This is a genomic window from Pseudomonas sp. TE24901 (assembly GCF_054058375.1).
Genome location: NZ_JBSSAF010000003.1, coordinates 51319 through 77246, shown reverse-complemented (window position 1 = coordinate 77246; position 25928 = coordinate 51319). Strand labels below are relative to the sequence as shown.

The window sequence follows — 25928 nt, the reverse complement described above, 5'->3', positions numbered from 1 at the left end:
ACGGGTTAACTATGCGCGGGGCGACATGTGTACGGCAAGGGCCAGAGGCCCTTGCCTAACCGAACGGATAGCTACTCAAGTGTAGCTGTTCAGCTGTTCTCGCCACGTTCACGGGCAATGGCGCGGTAGCCGATGTCCTTGCGGTAGAAGCAGCCGTTCCAATCGATGGCTGCGGCCAGTTTGTACGCCTGTTGCTGCGCGGCGTCGACACTGGCGCCCATCGCGGTGGCGCACAACACGCGGCCACCGGCGGTCACCACCTGGCCATCCTTGAGCGCGGTGCCCGCATGGAACACCTTGCCTTCCAGCTTAGCAGCCGCGTCCAGGCCTTCAATTACATCGCCCTTGGCGTAGTCGGCCGGGTAACCGCCGGCGGCCAGCACGATGCCGACGCTCGGACGTGGGTCCCACTGCGCTTCGACCTTGTCCAGCGCCTGGGCGAGAGCGGCTTCCACCAGCAGCACCAGGCTCGATTGCAGGCGCAGCATTACCGGTTGGGTTTCCGGGTCGCCGAAGCGGCAGTTGAACTCGATGACTTTCGGGTTGCCAGCCTTGTCGATCATCAGGCCGGCGTACAGGAAACCGGTGTACACATTGCCTTCGTCGGCCATGCCGCGCACGGTTGGCCAGATCACCAGGTCCATCACGCGCTTGTGCACGTCGCTGGTCACGACTGGGGCAGGGGAGTAAGCACCCATGCCGCCGGTGTTCGGGCCGGTGTCGCCGTCGCCGACGCGTTTGTGGTCCTGGCTGGTGGCCATCGGCAGCACGTTCTTGCCGTCGACCATCACGATGAAGCTGGCTTCTTCGCCGTCGAGGAATTCCTCGATCACCACGCGCGAACCCGCATCGCCAAAGGCGTTGCCGGCGAGCATGTCGCGTACGGCGTCCTCGGCTTCCTGCAGGGTCATGGCGACGATCACGCCTTTACCGGCCGCCAGGCCGTCGGCCTTGATCACGATCGGCGCACCTTTTTCACGCAGGTAAGCCAGGGCCGGCTCGATCTCGGTGAAGTTCTGGTAGTCGGCAGTCGGGATCTTGTGACGCGCCAGGAAGTCCTTGGTGAACGCCTTGGAGCCTTCCAGTTGGGCAGCGCCTGCGGTCGGGCCGAAGCAGTCCAGGCCACGGCTGCGGAACAGGTCCACGACGCCGGCAACCAACGGGACTTCCGGACCAACGATGGTCAGGGAGACGTTTTTCTCGGCAAAGTCAGCCAGTTGTTCGAGGGCCAGGACGTCGATGGCGACGTTTTCGCACTTGGCTTCAATGGCGGTGCCGGCGTTGCCCGGGGCAAGGAATACTTTCTGGACGCGTGGGTCCTGGGCAACTTTCCAGGCCAGGGCGTGTTCACGGCCACCACTGCCAATGATCAAAACATTCATTTCAAAAACCTCAAATTCTGTAGGCGCTGCAGGAGCGCTTTTAAATGTGGGAGCGGGGGGGGGGGGGGGGGGGGGGGGGGGGGGGGGGGGGGGGGGGGGGGGGGGCCCCCCCCCCCCCCCCCCCCCCCCCCCCCCCCCCCCCCCCCCCGCTCCCACACAAGCCCGCTCTCACATCTCTATCGAGTTAGATCAGTGACGGAAGTGGCGCATGCCGGTGAAGACCATGGCGATGCCGGCTTCATCTGCAGCAGCAATCACTTCTGCGTCGCGCATCGAGCCGCCTGGCTGGATCACGGCGGTCACGCCGGCTTTTGCCGCATTGTCCAGGCCGTCGCGGAACGGGAAGAACGCATCGGAGGCCATGACCGAACCCACCACCTGCAAGCCGGCGTGCTCGGCTTTGATCGCGGCGATACGCGCCGAGTTCACGCGGCTCATCTGGCCCGCGCCGACACCGATGGTCTGGCGGTTCTTGGCGTAGACGATGGCATTGGATTTAACGTATTTGGCCACTTTCCAGGCGAAGATCAGGTCGTTGATCTCTTGCTCGGTCGGGGCGCGTTTGGTCACGACTTTCAGGTCTTGGCTGCCGATCATGCCGATGTCGCGGCTCTGTACCAGCAGGCCGCCGTTGACGCGTTTGTAGTCCCAGGCCGCAGCGCGGTCAGCCGACCACTCGCCACAGGCCAGCAGGCGCACGTTGGCTTTGGCGGCCACAACGGCACGGGCCTCTTCGCTCACGCTTGGGGCGATGATCACTTCAACGAACTGACGGTCGACGATCGCTTTGGCGGTCTCGGCGTCCAGCTCACGGTTGAACGCGATGATGCCGCCGAAGGCCGATTCGGTGTCGGTGGCGTAGGCCAGTTCGTAGGCCTGGCGGATACCGCCTTCGGCGTCCGGGCTCACGGCCACGCCGCACGGGTTGGCGTGCTTGACGATCACGCAGGCTGGCTTGACGAAGCTCTTCACGCATTCCAGCGCGGCGTCGGTGTCGGCCACGTTGTTGTAGGACAGCTCTTTGCCTTGCAGTTGGGTCGCGGTGGCGATGCCCACTTCGGCGGGCTTGGCCTCAACGTAGAACGCCGCGCTCTGGTGCGGGTTCTCGCCGTAGCGCATTTCCTGGGCCTTGATGAACTGGCTGTTGAAGGTGCGCGGGAACTGGCTGCGGCCTTCGGTCGACAGGGTTTCAGCGGCTTGGTTAACCGTGCCCATGTAGTTGGCGATCATGCCGTCGTAGGCCGCAGTGTGTTCGAACGCCTTGAGCATCAGGTCGAAACGCTGGGCGTAGGTCAGGCCGCCGGCTTTCAGGCTTTCCAGCACGTTGGCGTAGTCGCTGGCGTTGACCACGATGGCCACATCTTTGTGGTTCTTGGCTGCCGAGCGAACCATGGTCGGGCCGCCGATATCGATGTTCTCGATGGCCGTCGGCAGGTCGCAGCCTGGCTTGTTGATGGTGGCTTCGAATGGGTACAGGTTCACGGCCACCAGGTCGATCGGCTTGATGCCGTGCTCGGCCATGATGGCGTCGTCGGTGCCGCGACGGCCAAGGATGCCGCCGTGGATTTTCGGGTGCAGGGTCTTGACCCGACCGTCCATCATTTCTGCGAAACCGGTGTAGTCCGCCACTTCTACTGCGGCCACGCCATTGTCCTGCAGCAGTTTGAAGGTCCCGCCTGTGGAGAGGATTTCCACGCCAAGGGCTTCCAGCTCCCGGGCAAATTCGAGGATGCCGGTCTTGTCGGAAACGCTGATCAAGGCGCGGCGGATCGGCAGGCGGGTAGTCTGGTCGGTCATTTCAATTTCCATCAAAAGCAAAGGAGTCAGCAAAAAAGGCGACCGTTTTTTACGCGGGCGCCTTTCTGGTTTGATTGAATGCTTACAGCAAATCGTATTGTTTGAGCTTTTTGCGCAAGGTGCCACGGTTGAGGCCCAGCAGCTCACTGGCTTTGGTCTGGTTGCCCTTGACGTAGTTCAACACGCTTTCGAGCAGCGGCGCCTCGACTTCGGAGAGCACCAGGTTGTACACGTCCGTGACGGAAGCGCCCTCAAGGTGGGCGAAATAATTGTGCAGCGCCTTCTCGACACTCCCGCGAAGGGTCTGGCCTTCTTCGCTCGGCGTGTTGAGGTGCTGTTTCAAATTGACGTTGTCGCTCACGGGTGTTGTTCCACTCACTAAAGTCTCGGTCATCATCGTCATGCGGCCACCCCCTCTCCGTCCCCTGTCCCCAGGCTCTTGTAACGCTCGCTGAAGAACTCACGAACGTTGGCGCACTGTGCTTCCGTATCATCCAAACGATTGAAGTGGGCGCGAAACTCCCTGGCGCCCGGCAGGGTTGCGAGATACCAGCCGACATGCTTGCGAGCAATGCGTACTCCCATCACGTCCCCATAGAAGGCGTGCAGGGCGGCCAGATGCTCTAGCAGAATACGTTCCACCTCGATCAGCTCCGGTGCCGGCAAGACGTCGCCGGTACGCAGAAAATGCTCGATCTCACGGAAAATCCACGGCCGCCCCTGGGCGGCCCGGCCTATCAACAAACCATCCGCACCGGTTGCGTCGAGTACGCGCCGGGCTTTTTCGGCGGAGTCGATATCGCCATTGGCAAAGACCGGCATCGACACCGCCTGCTTGATCGCGGCGATGGTGTCGTACTCGGCTTCACCGGTGTAAAGGTCGGCGCGGGTGCGGCCATGCACTGCCAGCGCTGTAATTCCTGCCTGTTCGGCGATCTTCGCCACCGTCAGGCCGTTCTTGTTGTCCCGGTCCCAGCCGGTACGGATCTTCAGGGTGACCGGTACATCGACTGCGGCGACAACGGCCTGCAGGATCTCGGCAACCAACTGCTCATCTTTCAACAGGGCGGAACCGGCGGCCTTGTTGCAGACCTTCTTGGCCGGGCAGCCCATGTTGATATCGATGATCTGTGCGCCCAGCTCCACGTTGGCCCGGGCCGCATCCGCCAGCATCTGTGCATCACCACCGGCGATCTGCACCGAGCGGGGCTCGGGATCACCTTCGTGGATCATGCGCATGCGCGATTTGCGGGTGTTCCACAGGCTCATGTCGCTGGTGACCATTTCCGAGACTACAAGACCTGCGCCCAAACGCTTGCACAGCTGACGAAAGGGCTGGTCGGTGACACCCGCCATCGGGGCGAGGATCAAGCCGTTTTGCAATGTGTATGGGCCGATGCGTACCGCCGACATAGGACTTCCCTGTTGTGGGGCCGGATCATTAGAGTTCGAAAAAGGGTTGGCATGATACCCGCTCTCGATGACTGGATAAAGGCTGAATTGGATAAAATCTGAACAGTTATTTCTTTATCGCCGTCGGTTTGGTCGAGCGCGGCAAAGTCAAGATGCCGCCGTCAAACCTTCGTGCATGAACCGGTTCACTCGGGCGAGTGGAAGCTCAGGCTGTAATTCACGGCTTTGTTGCCTGGATCCAGGATATCGAGGGAGATGTGGATCGGTGTCTGCGATGGCATTTCGCTCACGCCGGCCAGTTCACCGTTGAGGTATTCGGCAGGCTTGAAGCGACGACTGGCAATCAGGTTGCCGTTCAGGTCGGCAAAGCGCAGCTCCAGCAGCGGGAACGGCTGGGAGAACGTGGCGCGGTTATAGATGATGGCGTCCACTACCAGCGCCCCGGCAAAGTCGGGGTGGCTGCGCACCACCAGGTTGCTGCTCTTGATATGGGCAATGTCCACCCGTGACGGCACCGTACAGCCCACTTTCGGGCACAGTTCCTGGAACCACGGGCGATAGGCGTCCTGACGAGCCAGGTCGTCGAATTGATAGGCGATGTACTGGCCAGCGAGGCCGCCAGCAGCGATCAGCACCAGCAGCAGCCAGATCAGGCGGCGGCCCCAGCCCGACGGGCGTTTTTGCGCGTACAGGTGCAGGGGGTCGTCTTCTAGGTCCTGCAGCACGTCGTCGTGAGCGCTGGCGGGGCTGCGTGCCCGCTGCTTGCGACGGGGCTGGGGGTGCTCTTCGGGCTCGGCGTCGTCCTCGTCGTGGGCGACGGGGCTGAAGGGCGGGTCGATGTCTTCGTCATCCACGGTTGAGCGCAGGGTAGGCTCATCGTCGAGGTCATCGATGTGCAGCGACATGGACGGTTCGGTGCGCTGCTTGGCCGCAGGTGCCTTGGCCGGTTCAGGTTCGAGCGCGGGGGGGGCGGCGCGCTCTTCGGGCGGTTCGCTGAACAGGCTGGCAGCCCATTTCTCTTCTTCGGCCTTGACCGAGTCGCGGCTGGCGCTGAGGGGTTCTTCCTTTTGCCGACGATCGGCGCCCGACTGACGCCGGTCTGCGCCAACGGGCAGGGTGTGCTGAATCTCGCGGCGTTCCAGCTTGGCCAGTTCTTCGTCCAGGTCCAGGTTGTCCAGGTCCAGCTCTTCGGCCGTCCACTGCTTCTGGCTGATGGCTCGCGGTGCCTGAGGGGCAGGCTCAGGCGCGATCTCGGCAACAGGTGCGGCGTCAACCGGCTTTGGTGTTTCCGGGGTCGATGCGCCGGCGCGCTGTTCCAGCAACTGGCGAACCGCGTTGAACACTTGCAGGCACGAGCCGCAGCGCACCACGCCACGGGCCACGCTCAACTGGGCGTGGCTGACGCGAAAGCGGGTCTGGCAATGCGGGCACTGGGTGACGAAACTGTCGGTCATGCGGCCATCCGATTCAGGCAAGCGCTCATTCTAGCGCCGACGACCGCTGATGCGTACCCAGCCATCACGGTTGGCGATCGGGTCCAGCTCGAAATCCTTGGCGTAGGCCGCGGCGACGTCTTCGCCTTGCTCGGCAAGGATGCCCGACAGTGCCAGGCGCCCGCCCGGCTTGACCAGGCTCGACAGTTGCGGGGCCAGGGACACCAGCGGGCCGGCGAGGATGTTGGCCACCAGCACGTCGGCCTGCACCTGCGGCAATTGCTCCGGCAGGTACAGCGGGAATTTGCCTTCAGGGATGTGGTTGCGCCCGGCGTTATCGCGGGAGGCTTCCAGGGCCTGCACGTCGATGTCGGTGCCGACCGCCTCTTTGGCGCCCAGCAACAACGCGGCAATCGCGAGAATCCCCGAACCGCAGCCGAAGTCCAGCACGTGGCTGTCGGTCAGGTCCTGGCCGTCCAGCCACTCCAGGCACAATGCGGTGGTGGGGTGAGTGCCGGTGCCGAACGCCAGGCCCGGGTCCAGCAGCAGGTTGACGGCATCCGGTTCCGGCGCAGCGTGCCAGCTCGGTACGATCCACAGGCGCTGGCCGAAACGCATGGGCTGGAAGTTGTCCATCCAGCTGCGTTCCCAATCCTGGTCTTCGATGACTTCGCTGTGATGCTCGGGCAACGGGCCGCCGGTCAGCAGTTCCATATGGGCCAGTACGCTGGCGGCATCGGTGCCGTCCTCGAACAGGGCCAGCAAGTGGGTGTGGGACCACAGCGGGGTGGTGTTGAGTTCCGGCTCGAAGATCGGCTGGTCTTCGGCGTCCATGAAGGTTACCGATACAGCGCCGACTTCGAGGAAAGCGTCTTCATAGGTTTCGGCTTGTTCTGGGCTGATGGCGAGACGGACTTGCAGCCAAGGCATGGCGGGCACCTTTGAAAAAATTGAATGTGCAGCGCAGTGGGGCTGCGAAAGGGCGCAAGTTTACGCGAGAGCATGATGCTGTGGCGAGCAAGGCTTTTGTAGTGAGCGGGGCAAGCCCGCTCACTACAGGTGAAACAACAAAGCCGCCCGGAGGCGGCTTTGTTGTTTCAGAGCACTTACTGGTTAGCCAGCTTGTGTTCCAGGTAGTGAATGTTCACACCCCCTTCGCAGAAGCCTTCATCGCGAACCAGGTCCCGGTGCAGCGGGATGTTGGTCTTGATGCCGTCGACCACGATTTCGTCCAGGGCGTTACGCATACGGGCCATGGCCTCGTCGCGGGTGGCGCCCCAGGTGATCAGCTTGCCGATCAGCGAGTCGTAGTTGGACGGAACCTTGTAGCCGCTGTACAGGTGAGAATCCACACGTACGCCGTTGCCGCCGGGCGCGTGGAAGTGCTTGACCAGGCCAGGGCTTGGGATAAAGGTTTTCGGGTCTTCGGCGTTGATCCGGCACTCCAGGGAGTGGCCGTGGATCTTCACGTCGTCCTGGGTGAAGGACAGCGGGTTGCCAGCGGCGATGCTCAGCATCTCCTTGACGATGTCGATACCGGTGACCATCTCCGAAACCGGGTGCTCTACCTGCACACGAGTGTTCATCTCGATGAAGTAGAAGCGGCCGTTCTCGTAGAGGAACTCGAAGGTACCGGCGCCACGGTAGTTGATGTCGATGCACGCCTTGACGCAGCGAGCCAACACTTCTTCGCGGGCTTTTTCGTCCAAACCTGGTGCCGGGGCTTCCTCCAGTACCTTCTGGTGGCGACGTTGCAGCGAGCAATCGCGGTCACCCAGGTGAATGGCGTGGCCCTGGCCGTCGGACAATACCTGCACTTCCACGTGACGTGGGTTGGTCAGGTATTTTTCCAGGTAGACCATCGGGTTGTTGAACCAGGCGCCTGCTTCAGAGCGGGTCTGCTTGGCGGCTTCGATCAGGTCTTCTTCCTTGTGCACCACGCGCATGCCGCGACCACCACCGCCACCGGCGGCCTTGATGATCACCGGGTAACCCACTTCGCGACCAATGCGCAGAGCGGTTTCCTCGTCTTCAGGCAGTGGGCCGTCGGAACCAGGAACGGTTGGCACGCCGGCCGCGATCATGGCTTCCTTGGCGGAGACCTTGTCGCCCATCAGGCGAATGGTCTCGGCTTTGGGGCCGATGAACGTGAAGCCGGATTTTTCCACCTGGTCGACGAAGTCGGCGTTTTCCGCGAGGAAACCGTAGCCTGGGTGGATAGCGGTAGCGCCGGTCACTTCTGCTGCGGCGATGATGCTTGGGACTTTCAGGTACGAGTTCGTGGCCAGTGGCGGGCCGATGCAGATGCTTTCGTCCGCCAGTTTCACGTGCATCAGTTCCGAGTCGGCCGTCGAGTAAACAGCGACGGTCTTGATGCCTTGTTCCTTACAGGCGCGCAGGATTCGCAGGGCGATCTCACCGCGGTTGGCGATCAGGACTTTTTCCAGTTTCTTCGCAGGTTTCAACATCGAAGGCACTCCGCGGTTCAAACGATGGTGAACAGCGGCTGGTCGTACTCAACCGGCTGACCGTTTTCTACCAGGATGGATTCGATGACGCCGGCTTTTTCAGCAGTGATGTGGTTCATCATCTTCATCGCTTCAACGATGCAGATGGTGTCGCCCACTTTCACGGTTGCGCCGACTTCAACGAAGGCTGGCGAGGTCGGAGCCGGAGTGCGGTAGAAGGTACCGACCATTGGCGACTTGACCACGAAACCGTTCAGCGCAGGCGCGGCCGGGGCGGCAGGTGCAGCGGCGGCAGCAGGCGCGGCGGCCGGAGCAGCAGCGGCTGGCGCCGGTGCTTGCATTTGCGGTGCGTAGAACTGTTGAGCCGGGGTCTTGCTGTGACGGCTGATCCGTACGGACTCTTCGCCTTCCTTGATTTCCAGCTCGTCGATACCGGATTCTTCCAGCAGTTCGATCAGTTTCTTAACTTTACGGATATCCATGAATCATCAACTCCCAAGGGTCGGTCAGGGGCGCTTGGCCGGTTGTTCAAGTTGTTCCAGGGCGGCCTCCAGGGCCAGTCGGTAACCGCTGGCGCCAAGGCCGCAGATCACACCTACCGCAACGTCGGAGAAGTAGGAGTGATGGCGGAAAGCTTCGCGTTTGTGCACGTTCGACAAATGCACTTCGATGAATGGGATGCTCACCGCCAGCAGCGCGTCACGTAATGCAACACTTGTATGCGTAAAAGCGGCGGGATTGATCAGGATAAAGTCCACGCCTTCGCCACGCGCAGCATGGATGCGATCAATCAATTCGTACTCGGCATTGCTTTGCAGGTAGAGCAGATGGTGGCCGGCTTCACGGGCCCTGCGTTCCAGATCGAGGTTGATCTGTTCCAGGGTGACTGCCCCGTAGACGCCCGGTTCACGGGTGCCGAGCAGGTTCAGGTTGGGTCCGTGTAGAACCAGAAAGGTCGCCATCGGCTGTTCCTTGTTATTGATGTGGGTACGGCAGAACCCGGCGACTATGCCGCAAAGCCTTTGTGACTGTCCAGTTCTATGCAGTAGGCAGCACGATTAGCGAGGATAGCGCGAAATTTGTGACTGTGGCCTCGTATCCGGTCATTGGAAACACGGTGGTGAGGTAGACGCAGATCAATGTGGGAGCTGGCTTGCCTGCGATAGCGGTCTGTCAGCGCCGGATAGGTTGCCTGACCCACCGCTATCGCAGGCAAGCCAGCTCCCACAGGTTGATCTCTATTTGATTCGGGATCGCGTCACACGCGGAAGGCTTTGACTGCCGTGTTGAGATGCCCACCCAACACCAGCAAATGCTCACCCTGGCTACGCCCTTGCCCGATACGCAGCAGGTTGTCCTCACCCAACTGGTGAATTCGCTCACTGTTGTCACGGATCTCGCTGACGGCACCACTCTGCTGCGCGGTCACATCGGCGATGCGCACGGCGGTTTCAGAGATGGTCTGGATCGCGCCGACGATTTCATCCAGCGCGCCGTCGGCCGCCTGAGCCTGCTGGGCCGTGGCTTCGGCGTGTTCAACCTGGGCGCGCATGCCTTCCACCGATTGGTGGGCGGCGCTTTGCAGGCCGGCGATCAGGGTCTGGATTTCGGCGGTGGCGCCAGCGGTACGCTGGGCCAGGGAGCGCACTTCGTCGGCCACCACGGCGAAACCACGGCCGGCCTCACCGGCGCGTGCGGCTTCGATGGCGGCGTTGAGGGCCAGCAGGTTGGTCTGGTCGGCAATCGAGCGGATCACCGTCAGCACACCGCCGATGGTGGCGGATTCTTCAGCCAGTTTCTCGATCATCTGCGCATTTTGCTGCACTTCACCCACCAGGGCATGCAACCCGGTCAGGCTCAGGCCGATGACGCGCTGGCCTTGTTCCACCGCCTGGCCGGCGCTGCGGCTGGCATCGGCTGCCTGGCTGGCATCCCCGGCCACCTGTTGGATGGTCGCTTCCAGTTCCCCTAGGGAATCACGGATCTGTGCTGTGTCCCCGGCCTGGCGTTCGGCACCGTCATGCAGGCCGCTGCTCAGTTCGGCCAGTGCGTGGCTGCTGCCGGCGACTTCTTCGGCATTGCCGCGAATGGTGCCCACCAGGTCCACCAGGTAGGCACGCAAGCGGTTAAGCGACGCTTCGATATCGTGCAGTTCGCGATTGGTCTTGCCCAGGGCGATTGGCTGGCTGAAGTCGCCTTCGGCCCAGGTCGACAGGGCTGGGGCCAGGTTAGTCAGCACGCGGGCCAGGCGGCGTTGCAGGGTGTCGATCAACAGTGCGATCAGCAGGATCAGGCCGATCATCACACCCTGCATCAGGCGCACTTCGCCCTGGATCTTGCCGTGTTGGGCACGCACCACGGGCTCCAGGCCGGCAATGGCTTCTTGTACGGCCTTGATTTTCAGGTGCGTGGCGGTGGCCAGGTCAGCCCGTTGCTGGATCTGGTCGCGGGTGCGCTTGAGTTCGGCAGGGTAGCGGGTCAACAGGCTGTTGAGTTCACGCTTGAGGTCGACGCCGGTGTCTTGGGCGACGGTTTTTTCGCTGTTTTCCAGGCCCATCATGGCCGAGAAATCATCGCTGCTTGATTCGGCGGCGGCGGTCACCCCCAGCAGCGGTAGCTGCGCCAGCAGGTCGGCCTGGGCACGGATGCTGGTGATCTCGCGTTCCACGTCATCGGCCAGTTCGGCACGCCCGCTGCTCACCAGCTTGTCGCGGGCCAGGGACAACTTGCCCACATGCTGGGAGGCCGCCAACAGCGGCGGCAGATAGCGCGCCGCTTCAGGTGTATTCACGCCGATGGCGTACTGGCTCAGTTGCTCCAGGTTCGCCCCCAGTTCACGTTCGGCCTGCAACAACAAGGCTTGCGGGTCGCCCGCCAGCTTGCCGGCGGCCAGCAGGTCGGTTTTGCTGAAGCCATCGAGGTCCACCAGGCTAGGGCGCAGGCTTTGCGCCAGGTCGGCCGGCAAATCGTCCAGGTGCTGCAACAGGTTTTCCAGGCTTTGACTGGCACTGCTCAAGCGCAGGGCGTCACCGCTGGCCAGGTAGTCGTCGATGTTGCGCGCGGCGTGATTCTGAAAATTCTGGGACAGGCCCAGGTAGCGTTCCATCAGCAGGTACGGCCGCTCCAGCGCCCGTTGCGACCACCAGAGTGTCGCCCCAAGTGCCAGGCACACGGCCACTAGAAGGAGGGTATTGAGATTGGTCAGCAGCTTCAGGCGCATGCGTGGTTTCAACCGACAGCAAAAGATAAGTGCCTGAAGTTATTGCGTTTTCATTACAGGGTTATGACGGAATCAGTGGATTCCGGTGAAAAGGTGGCACTTTGCTTTGACGTGCGTGCGGCTTGCACGCGGTTACGTCCGGCATCCTTGGCGCGGTACAGCGCCTCGTCGGCCTGGGCCGCCATCATCAGGCTGTCGGAGCCGTCGCACAGCTCCACCAGGCCTGCACTGAAGGTGCACCACAAATCCTGCGGCTGGGCGGGGTAGTGGATTTCGGCAAAGCGCCCGCGAATTTCATCCAGCACCTTGCAGGCCGATTCCAGGTCGGTGTCGGGCATCACGATGGCGAACTCCTCACCGCCGTAGCGCCCGATATAGTCGGTCTTGCGCAAACGCTGCTTGAGAAACAGCGCCAGGCTCTTGATCACGCGGTCGCCCATGGGGTGGCCGTGGCTGTCGTTGACCCGCTTGAAGTGGTCGATGTCGAGCATGGCAAAGCTCAGCGGCTTATTCTCGCGGCGTGCGCGGAAGCTGCAGTCTTCGAGCAATTGCAGGATATGGGTATGGTTGTACAAGCCCGTCAGGCTGTCGCGCACCATCCGTGCTTTCAGGTTGCGCGCACGGGCGGCGCGGTTGCGCACGGTGGTGATCAGGTGGCGCGGCTTGATCGGCTTGGTGAGGAAGTCGTCGCCGCCTTCGCTCATGGCGTCCAGTTGCTTGTCCAGGTCGTCCTCGGCCGACAGGTAGATGATCGGCACGCTGACATAACGGTCATTGTGGCGGATCACCTTGGCCAGTTCGGTGCCGGTACAGGCGGGCATATACATGTCGAGGATGATCAGGTCGGGCTGGAAGTCCGCCAGCTCGGCCATGGCCTGGATCGGCTCGATCAAGGTGCGGGTGACAATGCCGGCGCTGTTGAGCAGGCGCTCGGTGTGCAATGCCTGGGCCCGGGAGTCGTCGATGATCAGTACTTTGTAGGGTTCGTACTGGGCGACGCAGGTCAGCACTTCGATTTTTTCCAGCAGGCTTGAGGCTTCCAGCGTGCCGGTGAGGAACTCCTGTCCCCCGGCGCGCACGGCGGCCAGGCGGGTTGGGGTGTCGGTTTCGTGCAGACTGAAGAACAGCAGCGGCAGCTTCTGCTCCAGGCCTTCCTGAGCTTCGGCGGCCAGTGTGAGGCCCAGGCCGGCGCCGCAGAAGTCCACGTCCATGACAATCGCCGAAGGCAGGCGCTCGGCCATGGACGCGCGGAACGCCGCCACGCTGTCCAGGGAATGGGCGCTCATGCCAAAGAATTCCAGTTGCTTGGCCAGGCGCTCGGCGCGGTCGTGATCGGCCAGCATCACGTAGATCGGTTTGCGCATCGGCGGCAGGAAGGTCTGTTCCAGCTGGTCGCCCTGGCGCAGGCCGGTGCGGGACAGGCGCTGCATCAAGCGGTTGAGTTCGGTGATCAACTGGCTGCTCAGGCGGCCGCGGTTTTCATCCACCGCCTTGAGGGACTCGCCAATATGCCGCGCCAACTGGCCGTGTTCCGGTTGTTCGAAGCGCTCGGCAAAGCGCAGCAGGCGCAGGTTGGCTTCGCTGAGTTCGGACAGGTCTGCGCTCGACCATTCACTGCGTTGCAGGCGCTGCCAGATCTCAAGAATTTGACGTGCCTGATGAATTACCCGCTGGGCAAAATGGTGCTTGAGACGCTCACGGCTGGGGTCTTCTGGCTCGGTCATATCCTGACTACTAGTTAGGGTGCATGCTGAGGTCGACTGATGGCTCTATGCTAGCACCTCTTTTCTGTTACATGAGTGTCATACGTCAATTAAGTACGTGTCTGTGTGATTCAGTTTTTGACCTCATGGTCGCGCTGCGTAAAAAGCGTGCATCCTTTATAGTCGAACCTCTTCCCCATGCCACTTTCGTTTAAAACCGCCGCACCGATGGGCACGATGGGGTAGGGTTGTGGTCCGAGTGTGTGAACGCACCCGGACCATTGACGTGCATGAACTCAAGTGATTGAAAGGATATCGCCATGCTGGACTGGAAAAACCGCGAAGGCACTGCCAAAGGCCCCGCCCCCGAGCCCAAGTCGGCCAACCGCAGCTATTTTCGCAACCTGCTGATGAGCAAGGCCTTGCTCAGTGTGTTGGGTTTGTACCTGTTGGTGACCGGCGCCCTGGGTTGGTACTGGAGCGAAGAACCGGCGCTGTTCCCGGTCCAGCAGAACGCCCAGCTGGCCGCCGAGAAGGACGGTAAGCAGATGGTGGTGGGTTTCACCACCGTCGAAACCCTCAAGACCGTGGTCGGCACCTTGCTGAACAAACCCGGTGGCTACATTTCCAACGACCGCTTCCCGCCGGGCCTGTGGATGGACAACATGCCGAGCTGGGAATACGGGGTGCTGGTGCAGGTGCGCGACCTGACCCGCGCCCTGCGCAAAGACTTCGCCCGTTCGCAGTCGCAGTCGGCTGAAGACGCTGACCTGGCGAAGGCCGAGCCGCGTTTCAACTTCGACAACAAGAGCTGGGTTCTGCCATCCAGCGAGTCGGAATACCAGGAAGGCATCAACTCCCTGAGCCGCTACGAAGCGCGTTTGTCGGACCCGAACCAGAAGGGCGCATTGTTCTATGCGCGTGCCGACAACCTGAACAACTGGCTGGGTGATGTCGCCACGCGCCTGGGTTCGCTGTCGCAACGCCTGTCGGCCAGCGTGGGCCGCGTCAAGTTGAACACGGCGCTGAAAACCGAGGCCCTGGCCCCGGGTGAAGTGCCGCAGGTCGATGAAGAAGTGGTCGAAACCCCATGGATGCAGATCGACAACGTGTTCTACGAGGCCCGTGGCCAGGCGTGGGCCTTGTCTCACTTGCTGCGTGCCATTGAAGTGGACTTTGCCGATGTACTGGCCAAGAAGAATGCCACCGTCAGCGTGCGCCAGATCATTCGTGAGCTGGAAGCCTCGCAGGAGCCGGTGTGGAGCCCCATGATTCTTAACGGCAGTGGTTTCGGCGTGCTGGCGAACCACTCGCTGGTCATGGCTAACTACATTTCCCGGGCCAACGCGGCAGTGATCGATTTGCGTCAGCTCCTCAACCAGGGTTGATGATGGACGCCACTCAAAAAGAGGCCGCACACCGTGCAGCCTCCGATGCTGAACTGATCTGCTGGGTCGACGAGCAGGACCACCTGCTCGGCGCCCTGGTTCGCGCCGACCTGCGCCAGCGCGGCCTGATCGGCCGTTGCACCTTTATCTTCCTGTTCAATTCAGCCGGTGAGCTGTGTGTGCATCGGCGCACCCTGAGCAAAGCCATGTACCCCGGGTTCTGGGACACGGCGGCGGGCGGGATGGTGGCGGCCGGCGAGAGCTACGCCGATTCGGCAGCCCGTGAGCTTGAAGAAGAGCTGGGCGTCGGCGGGGTGGTGTTGACCGAGCACGACCATTTCTATTTTGAGGATGGCGACAGCCGGCTGTGGTGCAAATCCTACTCGGCGGTCTGGGATGGCCCCCTGCGCCTGCAGCCCGAAGAAGTCATGGAAGCGCGCTTTCTACCCCTTGAAATTGTCCTGCAGGAGGCCGAACACAAGCCTTATTGCCCGGACGCTCAAGAGGGGTTGCGGCGTTATCTGGCTTCACGTCGCTAAAGTTGCATAAATTGGCGCCATTTGGCTCTTAGCAACTGGGCTTTTTGCCGTTACACTGCGCGACTTTTCACCCGAACCACCCAGCGCCACCCCGTAATAACTGTGGGAGCCGGGTGGTACGGTAGCGCTGCCCCTGCCTGAGTGGGGCTTCGCGGTCGGTCGCCTCTTCGCAGGGGCCGATCAGTCTTTGTCCTCCCAAGAGGATTGCCGGTGGCCAAAAAAGCCGCATCCTTCGCCGCCCTTGGTGGCCTGGTATTTTCCACCGACGCAGGTCGACACTGCCCGGACTGTCGTCAGCCCGTGGATTCGTGTACCTGTAAACAGACCCTGATCCCCCAAGGCGACGGTATTGCCCGCGTGCGACGCGAGAGCAAGGGCCGTGGCGGCAAGACGGTGACCACCATCACCGGCGTGCCGTTGGCCGAGGATGCCCTGAAAGAACTGGCCACGTCGCTGAAAAAGCGCTGTGGCACCGGTGGTGCGTTGAAAGACGGCGTCATCGAGATCCAGGGCGATCACGTCGAGTTGCTGTTGGCCGAGCTGATCAAGCTCGGGTACAAGGCCAAGAAGTCCGGCGGCTGAAAGCCTCTTCCCGACCTGTGTCTAAACTCTGTCCTGCGTGTGGGGTCCTACCTTCCACGCAGGCAAATCGTCATTTTCATTCTTTAGACTGCGCCAGCCTCAGAGAGGGGCGGTGCCTTCGACTTCATTTATAGGGGACTTCGATGTCCGTACGACGCACACGCAAAGACGATGGCAGCCAATGGACAGTTGCGGACAGCCGCAGTGTTTACGGGATTCGCCATTGGGGGGCCGGGTATTTCGCGATCAATGATGCCGGTCGCGTTGAAGTCCGTCCGAACGGCCCGAACAGCACGCCCGTCGACCTGTACGAGCAAGTCGACGAGCTGCGCAAGAGCGGCCTGTCGTTGCCGCTGCTGGTGCGCTTCCCCGACATCCTGCAAGACCGTGTACGCCAGCTGACCGGCGCCTTCGATGCGAACATCGAGCGCCTGGAATACCAGAGCAAGTACACCGCGCTGTACCCGATCAAGGTGAACCAGCAAGAAGCGGTGATCGAGAACATCATCGCTACCCAGAACGTTTCCATTGGCCTGGAAGCCGGCTCCAAGCCCGAGCTGCTGGCCGTGCTGGCCCTGGCGCCGAAGGGCGGCACCATCGTGTGCAACGGCTACAAGGACCGTGAGTTCATTCGCCTGGCGCTGATGGGCCAGAAGCTGGGCCACAACGTGTTCATCGTGATCGAGAAAGAATCCGAAGTCGGCCTGGTGATCGAAGAGGCGGCGAGCCTCAAGGTCAAGCCACAGGTGGGCCTGCGCGTGCGTTTGTCGTCGCTGGCGTCGAGCAAGTGGGCAGACACCGGTGGCGAGAAGTCCAAGTTCGGCCTGTCGGCGGCGCAACTGTTGTCCGTGGTCGAGCGCTTCCGCGCCGCAGGCCTGGACCAGGGCATTCGCCTGCTGCACTTCCACATGGGCTCGCAGATCGCCAACCTGGCGGACTACCAGCACGGGTTCAAGGAAGCCATCCGTTACTACGGGGAACTGCGCAACCTCGGCCTGCCGGTGGATCACATCGACGTCGGCGGCGGCCTGGGTGTGGACTACGACGGTACGCACTCGCGTAACGCCAGCTCCATCAACTACGACATGGACGACTACGCCGGCGTAGTCGTGGGTATGCTCAAGGAATTCTGCGACGCGCAGAGCCTGCCGCACCCGAACATCTTCTCCGAAAGCGGCCGTTCCCTGACCGCCCACCACGCCATGCTGGTGGTGCAAGTCACCGACGTCGAGAAACACAACGACGACGTGCCGGAAATCGAGAACAAGGAAGCCTTGCCGGAAACCGTGCAATGGCTGGTAGACCTGCTCGGCCCGACCGACATCGAGATGGTCACCGAAACCTACTGGCGCGCCACCCACTACATGAGCGACGTGGCCGCGCAGTACGCCGATGGCAAGCTGACCCTGGCGGAAAAAGCCCTGGCCGAACAGTGCTACTTCGCTGTGTGCCGCCGCCTGCACAACTCGTTGAAAGCCCGCCAGCGCTCGCACCGCCAGGTGCTGGACGAGCTCAACGACAAGCTGGCCGACAAGTACATCTGCAACTTCTCGGTGTTCCAGAGCCTGCCGGACACCTGGGCCATCGGCCAGGTATTGCCGATCCTGCCGCTGCACCGCCTCGACGAAGAGCCACTGCGCCGTGCCGTACTGCAAGACCTGACCTGCGACTCCGACGGCAAGATCAAGCAGTACGTCGACGAGCAGTCCATCGAGACCAGCCTGCCGGTGCACGCGTTGAACGAAGGCGAGGACTACTTGCTGGGTATCTTCCTGGTAGGGGCTTACCAGGAGATTCTGGGCGACATGCACAACCTGTTTGGTGACACCGACTCGGTGAACATCTACCAGCGTGAAGATGGCTCGGTGTACAGCGCCGGGATCGAGACCCACGACACCATCGAAGACATGCTGCGCTACGTGCACTTGTCGCCGGAGGAGTTGATGACGCACTACCGTGACAAGTGTGCGAGCGCGAAGATCAGTGCGAGTGAGCGTACCCAGTTCCTCGACGCGCTACGCCTGGGCCTGACCCGTTCGTCGTACCTGTCCTCATAATCTGAGCTGACATAAATCTAAATTGTGGGAGCTGGCAAGCCAGCTCCCACATTTGGATCTCCATCTTGGTAGTACCTTCTGTGTGAGGGTTGAAAGATGTCGAGCAAACGCCTGCAAGCATTCACCCTGGCACTCACCGCATTCCTTGCGGCCTGCTCCCCCATCAATGTGCTCAATACACTCACCCCCTCCAGTACCTTCACCAAAACCTCCGCCATCGCCTACGGCGCTGATCCTCGGCAGACACTCGATATCTACCGACCCGTCCCGGCGATCTCCAATGCCCCGGTCGTGGTGTTTTTCTATGGCGGCAGTTGGAACAGCGGCTCAAAGGACGACTACGGTTTCGTCGGTGAAGCCCTGGCCTCACGCGGCATCGTCGTCGTCATCGCCGACTACCGGCTCTACCCGCAAGTGCGTTACCCCGCCTTTCTCCAGGACGGCGCCCAAGCGGTGGCCTGGACCTGCAAGCACATCGCTGAGTTCGGCGCCGACCCAGCACAGCTCTACGTGATGGGCCACAGCTCTGGCGCCTACAACGCCTCGATGCTGGCGCTGGATGCACGCTGGCTGAATGAAGTGGGCTTGTCGCCTTCGGTGTTCAAAGGCTGGATCGGCCTGGCCGGGCCGTATGACTTCCTGCCGATTGAGAACCGGGACGTGCGGCCGGTGTTCTTCTTCCCGAACTCGCCGCCCGACTCCCAGCCGATCAACCATGTGAGCGCCGGCACGCCGCCTGCGCTGTTGCTCGCGTCAACCGATGACAAGCTGGTCAACCCAACGCGTAACACCGGTGGCCTGGCGAGCAAGTTGCGCGCCGCAGGTGTGCCAGTCCAAGTGTCTTATTTCACCAAGACCAGCCACGCGACGTTGGTGGCTTCAATCTCCCGGCCGTTACGCTGGCTGGCGCCGGTACTGGACCGCGTTACGGCGTTTATCCAAGCCACTGATCCTGCCGGTTCAAGCGCCACGCAATCGCCCACAAAGTAAGACTGCGCAGGGCCATGAACAACAGGAAGGTGATCCACAGCCCGTGGTTGCCCAAGCCCTGCAACGCCAAGGCGAATGGCAGCGTCAGGGCCACGGTGAGCAACATGCCATTGCGCATCTCCCGCGCGCGGGTCGCGCCAATGAACAGGCCGTCCAGCAGGTAGCTCCACACCGCAATCAACGGCAGCACCGCTAGATACGGCAGGTAAATGTCAGCCGTTTCGCGCACGCTGGGGATATCGGTCTGCATAGCGATAAACAGGTGCCCGGCGAAGGTGAACAGCAAGGCAAACCCGAGGCTGGCGATCAACGACCAACCCCCGGCCACTACCAGTGAACGGCGCAGGGATTGGCGGTCATGGGCGCCGATGGCGTGGCCACACAAGGCTTCGACGGCATGGGCCAGCCCGTCCAGCGCGTGGGCGGTCAGCAGCAGGCCATTAAGCAGCAGCGCGTTGGCCGCCACGGTGGCATCGCCCAAGCGTGCGCCCTGCACCGTGATCATGAAAAACACCGACTGCAGCGCCAGGCTGCGGATAAAGATGTCGCGGTTCACCGCCAGCAGCGGGCGCCAACTCTCCCAGACTTTCAACGCTGCCCAGGCGATATGCCCCGGGTAGGCGCGCAGCGCCTTTTGCGTGAGGGCCAGGCCGAGCAGGGCGCCGGTCCATTCGGCCACGACCGACGCACGCGCCGAGCCGACGACGCCCCAGTCCAGTCCCAGGACGAACCACAGGTTCAGGGCGATATTCACCAGGTTGGTGGTCAGCAGAATCGCCAACGGTGCGCGGGCGTTTTGCGTGCCGAGGAACCAGCCGACCAACGCATAGCTGGCCAGCGCGGCGGGCAGGCCGAACAGGCGGGTGTGGAAGAATTCGCGGGTAAGCGCGTTGAGTTCGGGGGAGGGCTGCATCCATTCCAGTGCCAGGTGGCTCAAGGGAATGCCCACCGTGCCCAACAGCATCGCCAGCCCCAGCGCCAGAATCAGGCCTTGCAGCAGGATCTGCCGCAGCGCCGCGCCGTCATTGCGCCCGGCGGCCTGGGCGGCAAAACCGGTGGAGCCCATTCGCAGGAAGCCCATGGCCCAGGCGAGGAAGGTATACAGGCTGGCGCCGACCGCCACCGCACCCAGCTGATGGGCATGGGGCAGGTGGCCGATGACCATGCTGTCCACCAGCGCCACCAACGGCACCGAGATGTTCGACAGGATCATCGGCGCGGCCAGGGCCCAGACGCGGCGATGGGTAGGGCGGTGGCGCCAGTCGTTCAGCAGGGCAGTCATCAAGGCTCCTCGGTGGAGCAGCATTGTAACCGCCCCTCCATCACACCGCAGAACCAATGTAGGAGCCGGCTTGCCGGCGATGGCGGTGGGCCAGCCAGTAAAAATGTGGCTGAAAGACCGTCATCGCAGGCAAGCCAGCTCCCACAGGTCTCCTCACTACTTGTGGGATTTGGCTTGGCTTTACGTCTTGCAAAGAACCAAATCACCCTCCGTCGGTCAATGTGACCAGCACCACATCGGCCGCCCACGGGCTGATATATAGTTCATCCCTCGGACCCTCTCACTACGAGTGCCTCATGCTTAACAAAGGATTGTTCCTGGCCTGCGCGCTGGCCCTGCTGAGCGCCTGCGATTCTTCCGATAAACCGGCTGCCCCGACCGCGCCTGCGGCGGTAACCGTTGCGCCCACGCCCGTCAAGGCGGCGGTGGATGTGGCGGCGCTGAAGCAGCGCTACGCCGGGCGTGAGTTGAGCGTGGTGGACGTGTCCGAAGTACAGCTCGACGGCGCCAGCACCCTTTCCGTGAGCTTTTCCATTCCCCTGGATCCCGATCAGAAATTCGCCGACAAACTCCATCTGGTGGACAGCAAGTCCGGCAAGGTCGACGGCGCCTGGGAAGTCTCCGACAATCTCATGGAACTGCGCCTGCGCCACCTGGAGCCCCAGCGCAAACTGGTGCTCACGGTCGATGCCGGGCTCAAGGCGGTCAACGGCAACACCCTTGCCGCCGATTACAACGACCGCCTGGAAACCCGTGACCTGCAAGCCACCGTCGGCTTCGCCAGCCGTGGCACCCTGCTGCCGACCCGCCTGGCCGAAGGCCTGCCGGTGATCGCGCTGAACGTCGACAAGATCGATGTCGAATTCTTCCGCGTCAAACCCGGCTCCCTGCCGATGTTCCTGGCGCAGTGGGGGCGCAACACCAGCCTGCAAAGTTATGAAGCCCGTGAACTGCTGCCGATGGCCGACTTGGTCTATGGCGGGCGTTTCGACCTGAACCCGGCCCGCAACACGCGCGAAACCCTGCTGCTGCCGATCGCCGGCCTCAAGCAACTGCAGGAGCCGGGTGTCTACCTGGCGGTGATGCGCGCTTCCGGCACCTACAACTATTCCCAGCCGGCCACGCTGTTCACCTTGAGTGACATCGGCCTGTCGGTGCACCGCTACGCCAATCGCCTGGATGTGTTCACCCAGGCGTTGGAAGGCGGCAAGGCATTGGATGGCGTTGACCTCGAAGTGCTCGATTCCGAAGGCCGTGTACTCGGCCAGGGCAAAACCGAGAAAGGCGGCCACGCCGAGTTGCCGTTGCCGAAAAAAGCGCGCGTGCTGCTGGCCAAGCAGGGCGAGCAGACCAGCATGCTGCGCCTCGACAGTGCTGCCCTGGACCTCGCCGAGTTCGACATCGGCGGCCAGCCCTCCCACCCCTTGCAGTTCTTTGTGTTCGGGCCGCGTGACCTGTATCGCCCCGGCGAAACGGTACTGCTCAACGCCTTGCTGCGTGACAAGGACGGCAATGCCGTCAAGCCGCAACCGGTGAGCGTCGAAGTGCGCCGCCCGGATGAGCAGGTGAGCCGCAAGTTCGTGTGGGACTCCGATGCCTCCGGCCTCTATCAATACCAACTGCAACTGGCGGGCGAAGCGCCGACCGGGCGCTGGCAACTGGTGTTCGACCTGGGCGACGGCAAACCGCAGTTGTATGAATTCCTCGTTGAAGACTTCCTGCCCGAACGCCTGGCATTGGAACTCAAGGGGAGTGACACCGCCTTGAGCCCGGCGGACAACCCGGTGATTCATGTCAACGGTCGCTACCTCTACGGTGCGCCGGCCTCGGGTAACCGGGTCAGCGGCCAGGTTTACGTGCGGCCGTTGCGCGAGGCGGTCAAGGCGCTGCCGGGTTACCAGTTCGGCTCCATCACCGAAGAGGAACTGAGCCAGGATTTCGAACTGGACGAAAGCGTGCTCGACGCCAAGGGCCAGGAAGACCTGACCCTGGAAAGCAAGTGGGCCCACGTCAAATCGCCGTTGCAATTGATCGTACAGGCCAGCTTGCAAGAGTCGGGCGGTCGGCCGATCACCCGGCGCCTGGTGCAGCCTATCTGGCCGGCCGAGCAACTGCCGGGCCTGCGTGGGCTGTTTGACGGCAAGGAAACCAATGGCGATGGCCCGGCGGAATTCGAAGTGCTGGTGGCCAACCAGGAGGGGCAGAAACTCGCCGCACAAAACCTCAAGGTGCGCCTGGTGCGCGAGCGCCGCGACTACTACTGGAACTACTCCGACAACGATGGCTGGAGTTACCACTTCAACGAGAAATTCCTCAACCTTGATGAGCAGACCCTGAACATCAAGGCCGGCGACACCGCCAAGGTCAGCTTCCAGGTGGAGTGGGGCCCGTACCGTGTAGAGGTCGAAGACCCGCAGACCGGGCTGATCAGCAGCCTGCGCTTCTGGGCCGGCTACCAGGCCCAGGACAACACCGAAGGCGGCGCCGTACGCCCCGACCAGGTCAAGCTGGCGCTGGACAAGCCTGCCTATGGCGACGGCGATACCGCCAACGTCACCGTCACCCCGCCCGCGGCGGGCAAAGGCTACCTGCTGGTGGAGTCTGCCGAAGGACCGCTGTGGTGGCAGGAAATCGATGTGCCGGCCGAAGGCAAAAGCTTTGCCGTGAAGCTTGACCCGAAATGGTCGCGCCATGACCTGTATGTGAGTGCTCTGGTCATCCGCCCCGGTGAGCGCAAGGCCAATATCACGCCGAAACGTGCCGTTGGCCTGCTGCACCTGCCGTTGGACCGCACCCAGCGCAAGCTCGGCGTGACCCTCACCGCGCCAGAAAAAATGCGCCCCAAACAACCGCTGACGGTGAAGGTCGCCGCCAGGAATGCCGATGGCAGCGTGCCGAAACAGGTGCATGTGCTGGTGGCGGCGGTGGACGTGGGCATCCTCAACATCACCGAATACCCGACACCGGACCCGTATTCCAGCCTGTTCGGCCGCAAGGCTTATGGCGTGGACCAGTTCGACATCTATGGCCAGTTGATCGAAGCCGGCCAGGGCCGTTTGGCCAGCCTGGCGTTCGGCGGCGATGCCGCCTTGGCCAAGGGCGGCAAGCGCCCGGACACCAGTGTGACCATCGTCGCCCTGCAAAGCGCGCCGGTGACGTTGAATGACAAGGGCGAGGGTGAAGTCAGCGTCAACATCCCCGACTTCAACGGCGAACTGCGCCTGATGGCCCAGGCCTGGAGCGACGATCGCTACGGCATGGCCGAAGCCAAGACGGTGATTGCCGCCCCGCTGATTGCCGAGCTGTCGGCCCCACGTTTCCTGGCCGGTGGCGACCAGACCACCCTGGCGCTGGACCTGTCCAACCTGTCGGGCAAGGCACAGAAGCTCGATGTGCAACTGACGACTGAAGGGCAGCTGGAGCTGGTCAACAGTGCTGCGCAGACCGTGGAGTTGAAACAAGGCCAGCGCACCACGCTGCGCATCCCGGTCAAGGCGTGGGGCGGGTTGGGGCAGGGCAAAGTCAAGGTCAGTGTGAATGGCCTGGACCTGCCGGGTGAAAACCTGCCGCCGTTCAGCCGCGAATGGACCTTGGGCGTGCGCCCGGCGTATCCGGCGTTGCTCAAGCACTACCGTGCGGTGCTCAAGGATCAGCCTTGGAACCTGCCAGCCGGCACCCTGGATCAATTCGATGCGTCGGGTCGTGAGGCGCTGCTGAGCCTTTCGAGCCGGCCGCCGCTGAACCTCGGCGCGCAGATCAGTGCACTCAAGGCGTACCCCTATGGCTGCCTGGAGCAGACTGCCAGCGGTTTGTACCCCTCGCTGTATGCCGATAATGCGTTGCTCAAGCAACTGGCGATCAAAGGCGAGTCGGACACTGAACGCAAACGCAAGATTGAGCTGGGCATTGAGCGCCTGCTGGGTATGCAGCGCTACAACGGCAGCTTCGGTTTGTGGGGCGCCGATGGCGAAGAAGAATATTGGTTGACCGCCTATGTCACTGACTTCTTGCTGCGCGCTCGCGACCAGGGCTTTGCCGTGCCGCCCGAGGCCTTGAAGAAGGCCAGCGAACGCTTGCTGCGTTATGTGCAGGAACGCAACCTGATCGAAGTCGACTACAGCGACAACGCCGACCACACCCGCTTTGCCGTGCAAGCTTACGCCGGCATGGTCCTGGCGCGCAGCCAGCAGGCGCCGCTGGGCGCATTGCGCAGCCTGTTCGAACGGCGCAGCGATGCACGCTCAGGCTTGCCGCTGGTACAGCTGTCGATTGCCCTGCAGAAAATGGGTGATCAGCCACGGGCCGACCAAGCCTTGCTCGCCGGGTTGGGGGTGCAGCGCAACGCCAAGGAATGGCTCGCCGACTACGGCAGCCCCTTGCGCGACCAGGCGATGATCCTGGCGCTGCTGGAGGAGAACGACCTGGCCAAGGGCAAGCGTGAGGAGCGCCTGTTTACGCTCTCGGATTTGCTGGCGGCCAGCCCGTACCTGTCGACCCAGGAGCGCAACTCGCTGTTCCTCGCCGGGCGCCTGGGGTTTGCCAAGCCGGACGCGAATTGGAGCGTGACGCTTGACGGCAGCGGCGGTGTGCATGAGCTGAATAACCAGCAATCGACCCTGGAGCTGGAAGGCAAGTTGTTGTCCGGCGACCTGAGCTTGAGCAATAAAGGCGAAGCACCGGTGTATCAACAACTGACGATCTCGGGTTATCCACAAGTGCCTCCGACTGCGGGTGGGGATAACTTGAGCATCCGTCGCGAATACCTGGGCATGAATGGCCAGCCGTTGAACCTGCGCAACCTCAACAGCGGTGACCTGGTGCTGGTGCATTTAGCGGTGAGCGCCAAACAGCGCGTGCCGGATGCTTTGGTGGTAGACCTGCTGCCGGCGGGCCTTGAGCTGGAAAACCAGAACCTCGCCCAAAGCGCCGCCAGCCTGGAAAACGCCAGCAGCCAAGTGAAGGAATGGCGCGAGTCGATGCAGAATGCGGCCCCCAAGCACCAGGAGTTCCGCGATGACCGCTACGTGGCGGCGCTGAAGTTGGAAGAGTCCGGCACGACCCACCTGCTGTACCTGGCACGGGCTGTAACGCCAGGTACTTACCGGGTGCCGCCGCCGCAGGTGGAGTCGATGTACCGGCCGAACTGGCAGGCGGTGGGTGAAACCCCGGCCGACTTGGTGATCAAAGGGCGATGAAGATCTCTATTTGAAATGGGTCTTAATGTGGGAGCGGGCTTGCTCGCGAAGACGGTGTGTCAGTATGAGATTAGCTGACTGACACTCCGCTTTCGCGAGCAAGCCCGCTCCCACAGGGGGATTGCGGTGTTTTGAGATTAGTGCACCACCCAGCTCAGCAGCCACAACCCCAGCATCAACCAGATGATCCCCATGATGATCGACGCCCGCATGAACGCGCGCACGGCCGAGTACAGCAGCATCAGGCCGATGATCAGTGTAAGGATGCTGATGATCGAGGTGTCCATACCCAACGTACGCGACAGGCCTTCGATAAAGTTGCCGCCAGCGTGGGTCAAGGCACCGAACAAACCGCTGAGCCCGTCGACGATAAAACGGATGACGGAGCCGAGCGCCTGGCCCAACCATTCGAAGAAGCTTTCTACCTGCATATGTGTGTCCTGATGAGAAGGTGGGCGTATCTGTGCCTTTGGTTGTTA

The 25928-nt window shown here is 62.2% G+C and carries 19 protein-coding genes; 6 read left to right on the top strand and 13 right to left on the bottom strand.

Translation table 11 applies throughout. The annotated features are described in order from the left end of the window. Nucleotides 1–89: 89 nt before the first annotated feature. From purD to ACVWVP_RS06565, 11 genes are all read right to left on the bottom strand, one after another. Complete coding sequence (gene purD, locus ACVWVP_RS06615) at nt 90–1382, bottom strand: phosphoribosylamine--glycine ligase (RefSeq protein WP_457404853.1); 1293 nt, start codon at nt 1380–1382, stop codon at nt 90–92. A gap of 189 nt (nt 1383–1571) precedes the next feature. Then, on the bottom strand, nt 1572–3179 hold the full coding sequence (purH, locus tag ACVWVP_RS06610) for a bifunctional phosphoribosylaminoimidazolecarboxamide formyltransferase/IMP cyclohydrolase (RefSeq protein ID WP_178918441.1): 1608 nt from the start codon (nt 3177–3179) through the stop codon (nt 1572–1574). A gap of 82 nt (nt 3180–3261) precedes the next feature. Beyond that, nucleotides 3262–3582 carry a DNA-binding transcriptional regulator Fis gene (fis, locus tag ACVWVP_RS06605; RefSeq protein ID WP_457404850.1) on the bottom strand — a complete coding sequence of 107 codons (321 nt, stop codon included), beginning with the start codon at nt 3580–3582 and terminating at the stop codon, nt 3262–3264. Then, nucleotides 3579–4592, bottom strand: a complete 1014-nt coding sequence (gene dusB / locus ACVWVP_RS06600; RefSeq protein WP_176997051.1) for a tRNA dihydrouridine synthase DusB — start codon at nt 4590–4592, stop codon at nt 3579–3581. Before dusB ends, fis begins: the two co-directional genes overlap by 4 nt. Nucleotides 4593–4777: 185 nt before the next feature. After that, nucleotides 4778–6046 (bottom strand): DUF3426 domain-containing protein, encoded by a 1269-nt coding sequence (locus ACVWVP_RS06595; protein WP_457404847.1) that lies wholly within the window; start codon nt 6044–6046, stop codon nt 4778–4780. 30 nt (nt 6047–6076) lie between these two features. Next, nucleotides 6077–6955, bottom strand: a complete 879-nt coding sequence (gene prmA, locus ACVWVP_RS06590) for a 50S ribosomal protein L11 methyltransferase (RefSeq protein ID WP_178918444.1) — start codon at nt 6953–6955, stop codon at nt 6077–6079. A 176-nt stretch (nt 6956–7131) separates the two neighbouring features. Further along, nucleotides 7132–8493: an acetyl-CoA carboxylase biotin carboxylase subunit gene (gene accC, locus ACVWVP_RS06585; RefSeq protein ID WP_178918445.1), complete on the bottom strand. Its 1362-nt coding sequence runs from the start codon at nt 8491–8493 to the stop codon at nt 7132–7134. A 17-nt stretch (nt 8494–8510) separates the two neighbouring features. Further along, the gene (accB, locus tag ACVWVP_RS06580; protein WP_010213489.1) at nt 8511–8975 is read right to left on the bottom strand and encodes an acetyl-CoA carboxylase biotin carboxyl carrier protein; all 465 of its coding nucleotides are present in this window, start codon (nt 8973–8975) and stop codon (nt 8511–8513) included. A gap of 24 nt (nt 8976–8999) precedes the next feature. Then, entirely contained in the window at nt 9000–9455 is a 456-nt protein-coding gene (aroQ, locus tag ACVWVP_RS06575) for a type II 3-dehydroquinate dehydratase (RefSeq protein ID WP_056860456.1), read from the bottom strand. Between the two features lie 296 nt (nt 9456–9751). Next, nucleotides 9752–10300: a methyl-accepting chemotaxis protein gene (locus tag ACVWVP_RS06570; protein ID WP_405046571.1), complete on the bottom strand. Its 549-nt coding sequence runs from the start codon at nt 10298–10300 to the stop codon at nt 9752–9754. 1466 nt (nt 10301–11766) lie between these two features. Continuing rightward, nucleotides 11767–13437 (bottom strand): response regulator, encoded by a 1671-nt coding sequence (locus ACVWVP_RS06565; protein ID WP_178918447.1) that lies wholly within the window; start codon nt 13435–13437, stop codon nt 11767–11769. Between the two features lie 299 nt (nt 13438–13736). Between ACVWVP_RS06565 and ACVWVP_RS06560 the strand changes: the two genes are divergently transcribed. The 5 genes from ACVWVP_RS06560 (at nt 13737) to ACVWVP_RS06540 (ending at nt 18972) form a co-directional block, all read left to right on the top strand. Further along, nucleotides 13737–14804 carry a DUF2333 family protein gene (locus ACVWVP_RS06560; protein ID WP_178918448.1) on the top strand — a complete coding sequence of 356 codons (1068 nt, stop codon included), beginning with the start codon at nt 13737–13739 and terminating at the stop codon, nt 14802–14804. Nucleotides 14805–14806: 2 nt separating this feature from the next. After that, complete coding sequence (locus tag ACVWVP_RS06555) at nt 14807–15343, top strand: NUDIX hydrolase (protein WP_178918449.1); 537 nt, start codon at nt 14807–14809, stop codon at nt 15341–15343. Nucleotides 15344–15553: 210 nt separating this feature from the next. Beyond that, nucleotides 15554–15925: a translation initiation factor Sui1 gene (locus ACVWVP_RS06550; RefSeq protein WP_178918450.1), complete on the top strand. Its 372-nt coding sequence runs from the start codon at nt 15554–15556 to the stop codon at nt 15923–15925. A 143-nt stretch (nt 15926–16068) separates the two neighbouring features. Continuing rightward, nucleotides 16069–17982 (top strand): arginine decarboxylase, encoded by a 1914-nt coding sequence (gene speA / locus ACVWVP_RS06545; RefSeq protein ID WP_178918451.1) that lies wholly within the window; start codon nt 16069–16071, stop codon nt 17980–17982. A 96-nt stretch (nt 17983–18078) separates the two neighbouring features. Then, complete coding sequence (locus tag ACVWVP_RS06540; RefSeq protein ID WP_457404841.1) at nt 18079–18972, top strand: alpha/beta hydrolase; 894 nt, start codon at nt 18079–18081, stop codon at nt 18970–18972. On the opposite strand, the gene ACVWVP_RS06535 is transcribed toward ACVWVP_RS06540, so the two are convergent. Continuing rightward, a complete protein-coding gene (locus ACVWVP_RS06535) occupies nt 18917–20254 on the bottom strand; it encodes an MATE family efflux transporter (RefSeq protein WP_457404838.1) in 1338 nt (445 codons plus the stop codon). The genes ACVWVP_RS06540 and ACVWVP_RS06535 overlap by 56 nt on opposite strands. A 296-nt stretch (nt 20255–20550) precedes the next feature. Here ACVWVP_RS06535 and ACVWVP_RS06530 point away from each other — a divergent pair, with 296 nt between their 5' ends. Continuing rightward, nucleotides 20551–25449 (top strand): alpha-2-macroglobulin family protein, encoded by a 4899-nt coding sequence (locus ACVWVP_RS06530; protein WP_457404836.1) that lies wholly within the window; start codon nt 20551–20553, stop codon nt 25447–25449. Between the two features lie 137 nt (nt 25450–25586). Here the strand turns inward: ACVWVP_RS06530 and ACVWVP_RS06525 are convergent, their stop codons facing one another. Beyond that, nucleotides 25587–25880 carry a hypothetical protein gene (locus ACVWVP_RS06525; RefSeq protein WP_017527871.1) on the bottom strand — a complete coding sequence of 98 codons (294 nt, stop codon included), beginning with the start codon at nt 25878–25880 and terminating at the stop codon, nt 25587–25589. Between the last annotated feature and the right edge of the window lie 48 nt (nt 25881–25928).

Bases quoted from the DNA above. Each gene is read 5' to 3' on its own strand.
- fis (WP_457404850.1), bottom strand. From the start codon at position 3,582: ATGACGATGATGACCGAGACTTTAGTGAGTGGAACAACACCCGTGAGC.
- accB (WP_010213489.1), bottom strand. From the start codon at position 8,975: ATGGATATCCGTAAAGTTAAGAAACTGATCGAACTGCTGGAAGAATCC.
- ACVWVP_RS06565 (WP_178918447.1), bottom strand. From the start codon at position 13,437: ATGACCGAGCCAGAAGACCCCAGCCGTGAGCGTCTCAAGCACCATTTT.
- ACVWVP_RS06540 (WP_457404841.1), top strand. From the start codon at position 18,079: ATGTCGAGCAAACGCCTGCAAGCATTCACCCTGGCACTCACCGCATTC.
- aroQ (WP_056860456.1), bottom strand. From the start codon at position 9,455: ATGGCGACCTTTCTGGTTCTACACGGACCCAACCTGAACCTGCTCGGC.
- ACVWVP_RS06560 (WP_178918448.1), top strand. From the start codon at position 13,737: ATGCTGGACTGGAAAAACCGCGAAGGCACTGCCAAAGGCCCCGCCCCC.
- ACVWVP_RS06555 (WP_178918449.1), top strand. From the start codon at position 14,807: ATGGACGCCACTCAAAAAGAGGCCGCACACCGTGCAGCCTCCGATGCT.
- ACVWVP_RS06535 (WP_457404838.1), bottom strand. From the start codon at position 20,254: ATGACTGCCCTGCTGAACGACTGGCGCCACCGCCCTACCCATCGCCGC.
- ACVWVP_RS06525 (WP_017527871.1), bottom strand. From the start codon at position 25,880: ATGCAGGTAGAAAGCTTCTTCGAATGGTTGGGCCAGGCGCTCGGCTCC.
- dusB (WP_176997051.1), bottom strand. From the start codon at position 4,592: ATGTCGGCGGTACGCATCGGCCCATACACATTGCAAAACGGCTTGATC.
- accC (WP_178918445.1), bottom strand. From the start codon at position 8,493: ATGTTGAAACCTGCGAAGAAACTGGAAAAAGTCCTGATCGCCAACCGC.
- purH (WP_178918441.1), bottom strand. From the start codon at position 3,179: ATGACCGACCAGACTACCCGCCTGCCGATCCGCCGCGCCTTGATCAGC.
- ACVWVP_RS06530 (WP_457404836.1), top strand. From the start codon at position 20,551: ATGCTTAACAAAGGATTGTTCCTGGCCTGCGCGCTGGCCCTGCTGAGC.
- speA (WP_178918451.1), top strand. From the start codon at position 16,069: ATGTCCGTACGACGCACACGCAAAGACGATGGCAGCCAATGGACAGTT.
- ACVWVP_RS06570 (WP_405046571.1), bottom strand. From the start codon at position 10,300: ATGATCGAGAAACTGGCTGAAGAATCCGCCACCATCGGCGGTGTGCTG.
- ACVWVP_RS06595 (WP_457404847.1), bottom strand. From the start codon at position 6,046: ATGACCGACAGTTTCGTCACCCAGTGCCCGCATTGCCAGACCCGCTTT.
- purD (WP_457404853.1), bottom strand. From the start codon at position 1,382: ATGAATGTTTTGATCATTGGCAGTGGTGGCCGTGAACACGCCCTGGCC.
- prmA (WP_178918444.1), bottom strand. From the start codon at position 6,955: ATGCCTTGGCTGCAAGTCCGTCTCGCCATCAGCCCAGAACAAGCCGAA.